This is a genomic window from Methanosarcina sp. 1.H.T.1A.1 (assembly GCF_000979295.1).
In the GTDB taxonomy this organism is placed as follows: Archaea; Halobacteriota; Methanosarcinia; order Methanosarcinales; family Methanosarcinaceae; genus Methanosarcina.
On sequence record NZ_JJQY01000138.1, the window covers coordinates 1 to 13450 of the forward strand.

Annotated in this window: 7 protein-coding genes; 6 read left to right on the plus strand and 1 reads right to left on the minus strand. The window is 44.5% G+C overall.

The annotated features are described in order from the left end of the window. Window positions 1–285: 285 nt before the first annotated feature. The 6 genes from EO95_RS13520 to EO95_RS13545 all read left to right on the plus strand — a co-directional run bounded on the left by EO95_RS13520 (window position 286) and on the right by EO95_RS13545 (window position 10122). Window positions 286–1305 (plus strand): S-methyl-5-thioribose-1-phosphate isomerase, encoded by a 1020-nt coding sequence (locus tag EO95_RS13520; RefSeq protein ID WP_048135446.1) that lies wholly within the window; start codon window positions 286–288, stop codon window positions 1303–1305. A 550-nt stretch (window positions 1306–1855) separates the two neighbouring features. Beyond that, the gene (locus tag EO95_RS13525) at window positions 1856–2023 is read left to right on the plus strand and encodes a preprotein translocase subunit Sec61beta (RefSeq protein WP_048135448.1); all 168 of its coding nucleotides are present in this window, start codon (window positions 1856–1858) and stop codon (window positions 2021–2023) included. A 24-nt stretch (window positions 2024–2047) separates the two neighbouring features. Then, window positions 2048–3025 carry an alpha/beta hydrolase gene (locus EO95_RS13530; RefSeq protein WP_235283029.1) on the plus strand — a complete coding sequence of 326 codons (978 nt, stop codon included), beginning with the start codon at window positions 2048–2050 and terminating at the stop codon, window positions 3023–3025. A 53-nt stretch (window positions 3026–3078) separates the two neighbouring features. Then, the gene (locus EO95_RS13535) at window positions 3079–5202 is read left to right on the plus strand and encodes an endonuclease MutS2 (RefSeq protein WP_048135450.1); all 2124 of its coding nucleotides are present in this window, start codon (window positions 3079–3081) and stop codon (window positions 5200–5202) included. Window positions 5203–5862: 660 nt separating this feature from the next. Further along, window positions 5863–8049 carry a polyphosphate kinase 1 gene (gene ppk1 / locus EO95_RS13540; protein WP_052733592.1) on the plus strand — a complete coding sequence of 729 codons (2187 nt, stop codon included), beginning with the start codon at window positions 5863–5865 and terminating at the stop codon, window positions 8047–8049. Between the two features lie 441 nt (window positions 8050–8490). Next, on the plus strand, window positions 8491–10122 hold the full coding sequence (locus EO95_RS13545) for a Ppx/GppA phosphatase family protein (protein WP_048135453.1): 1632 nt from the start codon (window positions 8491–8493) through the stop codon (window positions 10120–10122). Window positions 10123–10218: 96 nt separating this feature from the next. Here EO95_RS13545 and EO95_RS13550 read toward each other — a convergent pair whose 3' ends face one another. Then, window positions 10219–12906: a CHAD domain-containing protein gene (locus EO95_RS13550; RefSeq protein WP_048135454.1), complete on the minus strand. Its 2688-nt coding sequence runs from the start codon at window positions 12904–12906 to the stop codon at window positions 10219–10221. Window positions 12907–13450 lie beyond the last annotated feature (544 nt).

The following is a 13450-nucleotide window of genomic DNA, read 5'->3' on the forward strand; positions in this document are numbered from 1 at the left end:
CTTGTATTGTTATCTTGTATTGTTATCTTGTATTGTTATCTTGTATTGTTATCTTGTATTGTTATCTTGTATTGTTATCTTGTATTGTTATTTTTAATCCGAGCCAGAGATTTTTAATTTGAACCCTCTTATTCAAGTTTTCAGGTTGTCTGATAGTGATCGGGAAACGAAACACTCACACCTGTAGAAGGAAGAGTCGAATAGGTTTTTATTGGATGGGTGGCTTGAAAAGGAAGTCGGAAGATTTCCCGGCAGAACCTGATTTTCACATCGGAAAGTGATTTAATGAGGACAATTGACTGGAACGAAGAGTCCAATTCTGTGGTGCTGGTAGACCAGACCTTGCTCCCGCAGGAGTACAGGGTAATAGAATGCAAAACCCTGAGTTCGCTCTGTGAAGCTATAAAATCTCTCAGGATCAGGGGTGCACCTGCACTCGGTGCTGCAGGAGGGTTTGGAATTGCTCTGGCAGCTTTCCTTAGCGGGGCAAAAGATATCGAATCCATAATCCGTGACCTCGAGGTTGCGGCAAAAGCACTTAAATCGACCCGCCCTACGGCCGTAAACCTGGGCTGGGGTGTGGACAGGGTTTTAAAAGCAGTTTCTGATGCCTTCAATGTTCAGGGAGTACGGGATATTGCCCTTCAGGAAGCCCGGGATATTGCAGAAGAGGATATTGAAACCAATAAGCTCATAGGTAAATACGGATCAAAGTTCCTGAAAGATGGAGATACTGTACTCACGCACTGCAATGCAGGAAGGCTTGCTTGTGTTGACTGGGGTACAGCCCTCGGAGTTGTACGTTCGGCTGTTGCAGAAGGCAAAAATATCAAAGTTATTGCCTGTGAGACAAGACCTTTGAACCAGGGGAGCAGGATCACCACCTGGGAACTCATGCAGGATAAAATCCCTGTGACCCTTATTGCAGATTCGATGGCTGGCTGGGCAATGCGCCAGGGGCTCGTAAACAGCGTGCTCGTAGGAGCCGACCGAATTACCCAGGATGTTGTTTTTAACAAGATCGGTACCTATACGCATTCTATCCTTGCAAAAGAGCATGAAATTCCCTTTTATGTGGCAGCCCCGGTCTCTACTTTCGATTTCGAAGGCTGGGAAGGAAGTGTAAAGATTGAAATGCGAAATCCTGACGAACTGCGGTTCTCAGGCTGCGAACAGCTTGCCCCAAAAGATGTTGAGGTTTATAATCCTGCTTTTGATGCGACTCCCATGGAAAATGTGACTGCGGTAATCACTGAAAGAGGCGCATTTTATCCGCCTTTCCTGCTGGACGAGGTTCTGATCTAAGGTCTTCAGTCTCTGATTTTTCGGATCCTTAGATCCTTAAGATCACAGGTTTCCTTTCTTGTCGCAGGATTGCTCCGGAATAGCTCTGCAGGATTTATATATGAGAACTGTAAATTATCTGGTAACTATCTAAATGAGTAGTTCAAAACTAACAGTAAATTTACAGTTGAGTTACATTTTCTAATTTCAAGATAATATTCCCATATAAATAAATAAATAAATAAATAAATAAATAAATAAGTAAGTAAGTAAATAAGTAAATGTATAAATAATTAATTAAATATATATAAACACACGGATAATTTTATACCTAAATACATATTCCAAAAATAATACTTCATATGGTTATCACAGGATATCACGATAACGAATATTGATCCAATGAATCCAAATCTTAAACTAAATTTCTAATTAAATGTAACTTCCAATCAAGAACGTAACTTTTAATCAATTAATCAATATCACATAATCAATTAATCAATATCACATAATCAATATCACATCAATATCACATAATCAATATCACATGCATTCATAAGGTGTTTTACTCATGGCTAAAAAATCAGGTACCGGACTTCAGTCCTCAGCAGGGCTCATGCGCTACTACGAAGCTGACAAAAATGCGGTTCACATCCAACCCAAAACAGTTCTGATTGCCGGCGCCCTTGCGGGCATAGTAGTACTATTCTTAAGTGCTGTAAACGGCTTCTGGCCGTAACTACGGTTTTCTGGCAGGGTTCCCTTGAGCAAGCATATTTCTGGAAAAAAAGAACTCAAAAAAACGAAGAAAGCTTCTTCAGGCGCCAGAATCCCGAAACCCTTAGTTTTTTTCCTGGGCTTTCTCCTGATAGCTATGGGTATCTTCGGGGTCATGTACAACCCCTCTAATTCCATAGGGGAAACTCTTCCGTGGGAGATTTCGAAGGCAGGCACATTATCTTTTCCCCCGAGGGACGAGCCTGTGTTTACGGTTCAGGAAATTGAAGACCTGTACTCTCCTGAAGATCCGGATATTCTGAAACTGGTATCTTTTGAGAGCAGAGGCGAAAAAGTCCAGGCTCTACTGAGGGTTCCTGCAAACTCTTCTTCTTCCGCCGGCATAGTTCTGCTTCCGGGAGCAGGAGTTAGCAAAGAAGGTGAACAGGGGCTGGCTGCCGAACTCTCTAAAATGGGGTATGTAACCCTTGCCCTTGACCAGCGTAATCAGGGCGCAGTAAACATTAAAAGAGATCTCGAACTTTTCAGGGCAGGGCTTGAACCTGTTGAATACCTTATGGTTTACGATACCCTCAAAGCCGCAGATGTGCTTTCCGTCCAGCCTGAAATAAATCCTGAAAGGCTTGCAATCCTCGGGGAAAGTAACGGTGGCAGGTTTGCAATTATTGCCTGTGCCCTTGACCCTTCCCTTAAAGGAGTTATAGGGATCAGTACTTCCGGGTACGGCATTGAAGAGGGTGACCCTGCCGGCATAGCTGACTCCGAAGCTTATCGTTTCTCCCGCTCAATTGACCCTGACACCTACTTAAGTGCCCTGCCTCCTTCAAGGCTTGTGCTGATTCATTCTTTTAATGATACTGTAATCTCCCATGAACTGGCACTCAGGACCTTTGACCTTGCAAAAGAACCGAAGGCAATGTATAATGTTACTGAAAAAACGCACGGATACACAGCTTCCATGCGCTCCGATCTTGAAAAAGAACTTGAGCTCCTCCTGAACTGAAAACATTCGGGCATAGGACCCGGTTCAATTGATTTTCTAAAAGTGTTTTGAATATGGCATCTTCTCAGCAACTCTCAGGCTTACGGGAACTTCATGGAATAGGTGAGCGAGTAGCCAGCAGGCTTGTCGAGCATTTTGGAAGTGAGGATGCAGCTCTCCAGGCAATTCTTGAAGGAGACATAGCTTCGCTTTCCGAGGTAAACGGGGTCAGCCATACATTTGCCCTTTCCCTTGCCAGGGATGTCAGGGCCCAGGCTGAGGGATGTGCAATTTCCGATTTTCTGAAAACAAAAGAAGCCCTTGACCTTTACTCCCGCCTGCTTGAACTGATAAAGACGTTTGCTCACACGCCGCATGCGAGGGACAAGCTGGACCTTTTTTATCCGTTTCCTGCATCCCGTATGGACCTTATTCAGGAGAGGAGGGCTTTTGTAGGAGAGTACCTGGAGCTGGCAGATGTCCTCTCTGCAGATAAGGCGTTCCTTAATCTCCTTTCCAGCGTGAAAAAGCTCAGGCCGATCCCGGGAAACCTAAGGGTAAGGGACAGGACCATCCTCTCCGGGGACCAGAAAACTCTGGATGCAGCCAGGGAAAGGTTCCAGGCATTTTTGCCTGTCCAGGCGGTGGAGAGTTTTTCCGAGTTCGTAGATCTCGCGAGAGGCTACTCAAGTGTGATTATTTTTGATGATACTTATCTTAGTTTTGACCTTCCTGAAGGGCTTGATCCCGAATTTCTCCAGGACCCTTCAAAAGCGGAATTCTGGCAGATCCTGCCTGAAGTGGAGCTGGCTTTTTTTGCAAGGAACCTGGCCTGCATCCTTGCCTGCCTGAATATAGCATCAACTCTGCGGTCTTCAGGCTTTGATTTCTTTGAGGAACTCTCAGAAGAGGATATTGAGATCCTTAAAACAGTCCTTCTAAAAGTGGGAGAGGATGGAAAGCCTGTTGAGGGTTTTGACCCCGAACTTGACAGGCTTGGAGCTGCCCTGAAAAACCTTGATCCTGTGCTGACCTCTGCCTTAAATGAGGCAAACCAGCACATGAACCTGAAACTCGAAGCAAGTTCCCTTACCCTGAGCGGGCAGGAACTCATCAAGCTTGTGAGCGGGGGAATGGAAATTAAAGACCTGCTTGCAAAAGAACTCCACAGGGTCTACACAGGCGAGGTTGGAGCCGTAAAAGAGGGACTCGCAGAAAAGCTCAATTTCCAGAAACAGGAAAAACTGATGCTTGACTCTCTCTTTTCCGACGAAATTTCCTATCCTCTCAGGGTAGAACAGGCTCAACTGCAGCTTTTCAGGCAAAAACTGAATATGTCCCTTGAAAAAGCAAGGCTTACCCGCAAAAGGGAGCTTGCAAAAGTCCTCTCAACCTTCCGCCAGCCTGTAGAAAGGCTTGTCAGGGAGGTCCTTGACTTTGACCTGGGTTTTTCCATAGCCTGCTTTGCCGCGCAGTTCCGGCTGAAAATGCCGGAGACTATCCCTGAAGCTGGAATTGGCTTTGAAGAGGGAGAAAACCTTTTCCTGAAAGCCAGGTACGGAGAAATTGATCCTGTCAGTTATTCCGTCGGGAAAACTCGTTTTTCTCCGGAAGGCCTGGAAAACAGGGTTGTACTTTTGAGCGGTGTGAACTCCGGGGGTAAAACCTCTTTACTTGAATTGCTTGCCCAGTGTGTAATACTCGGACACATGGGTTTTCCTGTCCCTGCAAAAGAACTTGAGCTGGGACCTGTAGAAGAATTCTATTATTTTGGAAAATCAAAAGGAACGCTTGATGCAGGAGCCTTTGAAACAACCCTCAAGCAATTTTCCGTGCTATCCGAAGCTTCCGGAAAACTTGTGCTTGCCGATGAGCTGGAATCAATTACCGAACCAGGGGCCTCAGCCCGGATCATAGCAGGGATCCTTGAATACCTTACCCGGAGCGAAGAGAGCCTTGGGGTTTTTGTCTCCCATCTTTCGGAATTGATCCTTGAAAATACCGGGACAGACATCAGAGTGGACGGAATCGAAGCCGAGGGTCTGGATTCTAGCCTGGAACTTATAGTAAACCGAAACCCGGTATATAATCGTGTGGCAAGAAGCACTCCTGAGTTGATTGTAGAAAGGTTACTGAGGAAGACCACAGGAAAAGAGCAGGAATTTTATGCCCATTTAATGGACAAATTTAAAAATTAAAAGGCAATTTGAATGTTAATGGACATTTTTTCAAGTCAAAATCTATGTCTTATATTCTACTATCAGGGCAATTTATAAATTTCTTCTAAAATATCTTTATCTCAAATACGTGTGGTATTTTCTGGCGGTTTTTGATGGTTTTCCCTGATACTATCTTGTTATTTTCGGTTTTGTAGATCCGCTATGTTCTTTTTTGTGGCATTGTGCCTAATTTTTTGTTTATTTTTCTCTGTTTTCTAAGAGATAATATTATAAGTCTTTAGTACTATATATTAATAAATAGTAGTGAGTTGACTAAGATTTCGGGCAGTTCTTACATTCCTGTTAATCCAAAAGTTTATATACGTCTTAGTGTCAATGCATCTCCGATAACTTTATAAGAAGATGCGCCTTGCCTCGGACAGGGAATAGAAAACTCAGTCGGCTAATGGTTATTGAAAGGGTTGATACGCAGTTCAGGGAAAATTTTTCCGAAAACTGGCTATTTTAGCTGTTGAGTAGATTCGAGGTTATCTTCTTTTAAACCCTGCTAATTATACTGAACGAACATCTGATAATAATGTCAAATAATGAAACAGGCAAAAATCTTATATTCCGATCTTCTTATATTTTTGAGGATGGCTCTGAAGAAACACAAAACCCAGGCTACGCGTGATAGGAATGGAGCGTAACTTCCCAATTCATTGTGCAGATTTTGATAGATTGGTTACGGATAGTGTTGATGGGGTCCGGGTTGAAGTATCAGGTATGCCTGACCTGAGTGACCCATGCCTTTATGCGGACCGGGAATACAGCTGGCTCCAGTTTAATGACAGAGTACTCGAAGAAGCTCTGGATGAACGTAATCCTCTGCTTGAGAGAGTTAAGTTTCTTTCCATCTTCGGGAGCAACCTTGATGAGTTTTTCATGGTCAGGGTCTCCGGGGTCAAGAAACGTATTACTGAAGGAGCAAAGGAAGACCGCGCAGATGAACTGGCTCAGGAGCAGCTGCAGGTCATCCGGGAAGAACTTCTAAAGCAGCTTCCTCTAAAAGACAGATGCTGGAATGAAGTGCTCGAACCGGCTCTAAGGGAAAAGGGAATTAAAGTCCTTAACTACTTTGAGCTTTCCGGAGAAGATAGAGAAAAGCTCAGGGACTACTTCGAAAGAAATATTTTTCCACTACTTACTCCCCTTGGTTTCGACTCAGGTCATCCTTTCCCCCATATTTCAAATCTCAGTCTTAACCTTGCCGTACTTATTGATGACCTGGAATACGGGGAACGTTTTGCCAGGGTCAAGATCCCTCCTCTGTTCACAAGGTTGATCGTTGTTCCTGAAGAAGGCCAGGAAAAAATAATTTCCAGTTTTGAAGAACTAAAATCAGGGCGTTTTGTGTGGCTCGAACAGCTGATTGCTGCAAACCTCGATCTGCTGTTCCCCGGACAGCGCATCCTCGGAGCTTATCCTTTCAGGATCACACGAGATGCTGATCTCGGCTTTGACGAGGACGGGGACAAGGACCTTCTGACGGCTGTTAAGCAGAGGGTGGGGAGAAACTACTTCGGGCCTGCTGTCCGGCTTGAAACCGACTATACTATGCCTGAAAGGGTTTCTGAGATTCTCCTTAAGAACCTGGAGCTAACTCCTCCTCTGATGTTCAGGGCAGCGGCGCCTCTGGGCCTCTCAAGCCTCATGAAGCTTACGCAAATTAATCGTCCGGAACTCAAATATGAGCCTTTTGAGCAGAGAAAACATTCCTCTCTGGCTAATAAGGAAAATATTTTTACAGCCTTGAAAAAGAAGGATGTCCTTCTCTATCACCCTTACGACAGTTTCGAATCGGTAACCGATCTGGTTGAAGAAGCCGCTGATGACCCGGATGTTCTGGCAATTAAAATGACGTTATACAGGGTAGATGACAACTCCAGGATTATCCAGGCTCTTATGAAAGCTGCGGACCGGAACAAGCAGGTTGCAGTCCTTGTCGAACTTAAAGCCCGCTTTGACGAAGAGAATAACATTGGATGGGCAAAGGAACTCGAACGTAAGGGCGTTCACGTAGCCTACGGCTTTCCCGGACGCAAAACCCATGCCAAGATGTGCCTTATTGTAAGAGCCGAAACAGAAGGCATCAGATATTATGTGCATATGAGCACGGGAAACTATAACGCTGTCACAGGAAGACTCTATACTGATTTCGGCTACCTCACAAGTGATCCTTTCATAGGCAAAGACGTCTCTGACCTTTTCAATGCCCTCACAGGTTATTCCAGGAAGGACCATTATATCAAGCTCCTGGTAGCTCCGCAGAATATGAGGCATCAGATCCTTGAACGCATCAGACGCGAGATTGACCTTCACGAGAAATTTGGGGACGGTCACCTGCTTTTCAAGATGAATTCCCTGGTGGACTACCAGTGCATCCGGGAACTCTACAGAGCTTCACTGGTTGGAGTAAAGGTAGACCTCATTGTCAGGGGCATCTGCTGCCTCAGACCCGGCATTTACGGGCTGAGCGAAAATATCAGAGTCACTTCTATAGTCGGGCGTTTTCTTGAGCACTCGAGAGTATATTATTTCAGGAATGGTGGAAAAGAAGAGATCTTTATGGGCAGTGCCGACCTTATGCCCCGCAACCTTGACAACCGGGTCGAAGTTCTCTTTCCAGTATCTTCAGATTACATTCCTATCATGCGCGATGTCATCCTCGGTACCCACCTGAAAGATAACATAAAAGCTCGCCTTCTCCTCCCTAATGGCAGGACTGAAAGGATCTACCCGCAGCCCGATGAAGAAGAATTGGATTCTCAGCTCTGGATGCTTGAGAACAGAGGTGTCTGGGAGCTTAAAACGGAAAACGGCTGAAAGAAAACTTTCATAATCCTTTTTTTGTTTTCTCTCTCCCCTCCCCTCCCCTTTTTGTTTTCTCTTTTCTTTCCCTTTTCCATTGTTCCTTTAGTTTTCTGTGTTTTCCTTTCCCACCTGAAATTTTTATGCTACTCTCTGGAGTTTCATAAACCCTCAGCAGGAAACCCCTGAGTCTTTAGCTCAGGGGTAATTGACATGGGCAGGGTTTTTGAACTTACAATTTCACATATATAGAAAGATAGAACTCAGGAAAATACTATCCGGAAAATAAATCTCAAATTGAATCAAAATGTAAACTGATATTGTGGAGTTTATGAAGCTCTCTTAATCCTTCTAGAAAAACAAAATCAATTAAAATGTAAACTGATATTGTGGAGTTTATGAAGCTCTCTTAATCCTTCTAGAAAAACGAAAGGAAGGGCTTTCAGGTGGTCATAAATGGAACCCGAGAAAAATTCCGACGGCAGGGTTGTTGCGTTTATTGATATAGGGACTAACTCAGTCCGGCTTCTTCTGGTCCGGATCAATTCCAACGGGTCTTACCAGCCCCTGACCAAGCAGAAGGAAACGGTGCGGCTTGGAGAAAAGGAGTTTATAGACAGGATCCTGCAGCTAAAAGCAATGGAGCGGGCAACCGTTGTCTGTAAAAAGTTCATGGAACTTGCAAGGGCTTACAGGGCAGAAGAGATCATAGCTGTGGCAACCTCCGCAACCCGGGATGCGAGCAATAGGGTCCAGTTTCTTGAAATGATTAAAAGAGAGGCAAACCTTGAGGTCTGCACGATTTCGGGGCTAGAAGAAGCCCGCCTGATTTATCTGGGAGTTTCAAGTGGGCTCCGCCTTGGTTATTCAAAAGCCCTTTTTATTGATATCGGGGGTGGGAGCACTGAAGTATCGGTAGGGGACCAGAGCCAGTGTTACTTCCTTCACTCCCTTAATCTCGGGTCAATCCGTCTGACAAACATGTTTCTTCCGGATGAAACTGGTCCGGTTTCCGAGGAGCGTTATGAGCAGATCAAAGCCTACATACGGCGCAAGACTGCGGATATAACAAAAGAACTTTCCAGGTACAGGGTAGGCTGTGTGATTGGGAGCTCGGGGACTATCGAAAACCTTGCAAAAATCGCTTTTGTTTACCTTCATAAAACAGCCCATGAAAGTTTCGAGAAGCTGGAGTACGAAGACCTGAAGAAAATTGTCCGGGCAATGTGCGCCCTGCCGCTTGAAGAGAGGCGTAAATTTCCGGGGATAAACTCCCAGAGGGCAGACATCATTCTTTCAGGCGCTGCAATCATCGAGACTCTTATGGAGGAACTCGAACTTTCAGAGATTACGGTCAGCAAGCGCGGGCTCAGGGAAGGGCTGCTCGTGGACTATATCTCAAAGAGCGAATTCTCTTATATGGTCACGCAGATGTCGGTAAGAAAACGCAGCATCATGCAGCTTGGCCTTGCCTGCAACTTTGACGAAGAACATGCACATATCGTTACCAGGCTTGCCCTTGAACTCTTTGACAGCATTCAGGCTCTTGGGGTCTATGAGTTTCAGGAAAGTGAGAGAGAGCTTCTTGAGTACGGCGCGACCCTGCACGATATAGGGACATTTCTCTCATATGATACCCATCAGGCACATGCCTATCACCTTATAAGAGAAAGCTGCCTCCCCGGCTTCCAGCCTGAAGAAATCGAAATCATTGCAAACCTTGCATATTTCCACAGGAAAAACACCCCTAAAAAGAAGCATCCCAACCTTGCAGGGCTAAGTAAAGAAGCTGTAAAAAGTATCAGGGCGCTCAGTGCCCTTCTCCGTATTGCCGAAGGGCTCGACCGTACCCATACAGGTATTATATCCCATGTCCGTTTCTATATTGCTTCCACCGAAGGTCTTGTGCTTGAAATGCACGCCCAGCAGGAGTGCCAGCTCGAAATCTGGGAAGTTGAGAAACAGAAAAAATTCTTTAAGAAGATTTTTGGATACTCTCTCCAGTCCAAAGTACTTATCGAACAGGCTGTGGGAGCCCCAGTAGTTTTTGAAGGGGGCGTCGAAGTTGAGGAAGTCCCACGGGACTGAAGCTTATTCAGGAACAGAATTTCCTCAAAAGTGGAGCCTTTTCAAAAATTGAATTTTTCCAATTTAAACTGGTTTTTAAAAGTTAATTGAAGTCCTTCAGAGGCCTTCATACAGGTTTCTGACTGCACTTTCAATTCTCTTCCTAAACTCTTCGGTCCGGATTTTTTCCCAGGCATCAGGAAAAGTGTTGAGCAGGGCTAACAGTTCTTCCTCCCTGTAAGCAAGGTAAGCTTCCACTCCACCAGGGCTTTCGGAAATCTGCATTTCACTCGATACCTTTTCACTAGATGCCTTTTCACTTTCTGAAGGGCCCCAGGTCCCGGTCTTCAGGTAAGATTCCAGCATTCCGGTTGCAACTGCTGCATCATGCAGGTCTCCAAGGTGGTCCTGCAAAACTTTGAAATCTTTGATTAAGGTCTCAACTTCTTTCCCGAGTACGCCCTCAAAGAACTCTAAAGTATAACGCAGCCCTTTGGCAGCAATCCTGAGCCTGTGCAGCCTCTCAACCGAAACATAGGGTCCCTCCACCCATTCGGAGTAGGCACTTATGTCGGCTAAACGGGCATAGAGGATCGAAGGAAGTACATCCTTTACCCGGTGCGGCAGAGAGTCATGTTTCTCCGTAGTTGTGGGGAGAGCCCAGGTTTCCGGAAAGTCCAGAAAGTCCGAAAAGTCTTTCTTAAAACGGCTGTACTTTTCACTGTCAAGGTAATCGAGCATATTTTCCCTGGCTTTTTCTCTCTCCTCCGCAAGTGTAAGAAAAAGAGGGTCAAGGTCATGTTCACGCCCGGAAGGTAGGGTTTTCAGGTAAGTTTCCGCTTTTTCCCGGAAAACGTCCAGGTCCCGGACTCCTCCCATGGCACCAAGTGTTCTCTTGAGCCCTTTAAGGTGAGGCTCCAGTTTTTCTGAGTCAAGGTATTCATCAAAGACTATTGTTGCTGCCCTCATCCTGCGGACCGCAACGCGCATGTCATGCAGCTCTTCGATGTCTTCTCCTTTTCGGGTTCCCTTTTCATGGGCGAGCATCTGGGAGAACTGGTATGTAAAGATCCTGTGCGCAACAAAGGCCATGGAATCTTCCGGGATGACCGTGAATTTCTGAGTTTCTTTTCTTTTTTTCTTCTCAATTCTTTTTTCAGTTTTGTCCTCAACTTTCCCCCGGGGTTTTTCTCCTCCTTTTTCTTCAGCTTCTTCTCTCTCTTCTCGTGGTTTTTTTTCTGAGGCTCTTCCCGAGTCTATTTCCAGGGCTCTTTCTGAGTATCCGGATTCAAGGGGTTCCCTTGCCTTCGTAAATCGGAGTTTGGTGCTGAAGAGATATTCCCAGAGTTCACTTCTTTTTTCCGCCTTTTTTGCAGTTTTTTCTGCATCAGGTCCCAGCAGTTCTATTTCGACAGATCCCTCAAGTTGCCTGAACCTGGAGGGCAGAAACCACTGATCTCCTTTGTCGGAAAGATTTGCAATCCGGAGAAAAGCTGTAAGAATGAGGGCTTTATTCTGAAAAGCCGGAGAAAGACCTGTATTCTCTTCTTCAAGGACTACAGAAAGCTTTTTTTCACTTATTTCGGGATCCTGAAGCTCCATGATAAGGGCAAGCATTTGCAGGTTATTTAGTTTCAGTCCTTTAATCGGATGTGTAAGGAGAATTTCTCTGCTCATTATGACTTCTTCTCCTCTGTATACTGAACTTCCGATATCCTGCAGGAGGGCTGCAAGGCCGAGCAGTTCCTTTTCCTCCTTTCCGAGCCCGTGATAAGCAGAAAGCCCGTCAAAGAGGGCGAGGGTCCCTGCCCTGATATTTTCTGCTCTTTCTCTGTTAACTCCATACAGTTCCATAAGGGCTTCAGGGGTCCATTCCTCAATGCCCATCTCAGTCCAGCCTTTATGGGGTTCCCCTCTTCCGGACTGAAAATGAAATGCCAGGCTTTTTCCAGGGGTTTTTTCTTTAGTTCCTGTAAAAGGAAAGACTAGAAGCCCTTCTTTTTCAAACCGCGAGAGCAGAGCTTCTATTTCCGGTTCCGGGACTTTAAGTAGAAGGCTGAGTTCTGCAGGATTACTGCCCCTGTCAATTAATAGAAGAATCTTGGCTTGCTTTCCGTATATGTTTTTGTGACCTGCAAGCTGTGCGCAGACTGCTCTTTCTTTCAAGTTCAGGAAGGTTTTTTCCGGAAGGTTTTCCCTGAAAATATAGGCTCTTTCAAACTTGGAAAAAGGGCTCTCTACAAGGCTGTAATGACTGAGCAGGAAATCCCGGATAGTCTCAAGGTCATCAACAGTCCCTCCGCTTTTAAGTTCCACCTCAAACTCATTGTAGAGTTTTTTCCTGCTTTCGCTTTTGAGATTTACCCTGTCCAGATAGAGGTCAGCTACATGCTTTTCTTCAAGATTTAACTTGCGAATTATCCTTTTCTGTTTGAGAGTAATAAGTGGAGATAGGTCAAGCCCCGAGGTAAACTCAAAAATCATATTTCTGATCCGGAGAGTGGGGCATTCAAGCACGGAAAGCCCTTCCGGCAGGAAACTTACATATTCTTCTCTTCTGTGGGTCCCGCCTTCAAAACCTCCCAGACTTTTGATTGTCACCCATTTCCCTTTTTCTCCTGCAGCTTTTCTCGCTCTCAGGTAATACCCGGCAGCCATAATGTCTTTATTTTCAGTATCAAGAAAAGTGTCCTCAATTATCTGGATCTGAGCTTCAGAAATAGTATAAGATGAAAGCCTGGAGAGATTTTCAAGCTCTTTAAAATCTGTCTCTTCCGGTACCAAAAATTTTGACTCAATTTCCATATTAATTCTCCCCATCCCGCTGTGAATACTGAGTATATATGTACTCATTCTTCAAATATGTCGCCAATCTTCAAATATATACTCAGGAATCTATGATATTTTTAATTATTCTCTAATGATTCTTTAATTAATATTCTAGTAATTATTTATAAAGTATCTTAACTACCGTCAACAGGGTTAAATCATAAGTTTTTTCTTTACCCGGAGATTGGTTGCTATATTACTGGATTATTAATTTTCCTGGATGATTACTCAAACTACAAAATAATGGTTCAAAAGTAGTTATTAATCCAGTAAAAATTCAAAAAAGCTAAAACGTAATAATACATATTTATTAAAAATTTAAACAGAGCAATAGATATATTTACCAAAAATTTTACTTATTTATATTAAACAGGGAGTTTGACCTTTTAAAACCTGTGTTCAAACTGTGGAACTCACATTATTTAATTGCACTGCACTCTCTTGAGATCCAGCCATTCAAACATACTTTTACAGGCCAGCCCTCAATCAGTAGTATCCGGCAATTGCAAGGATCACGTAA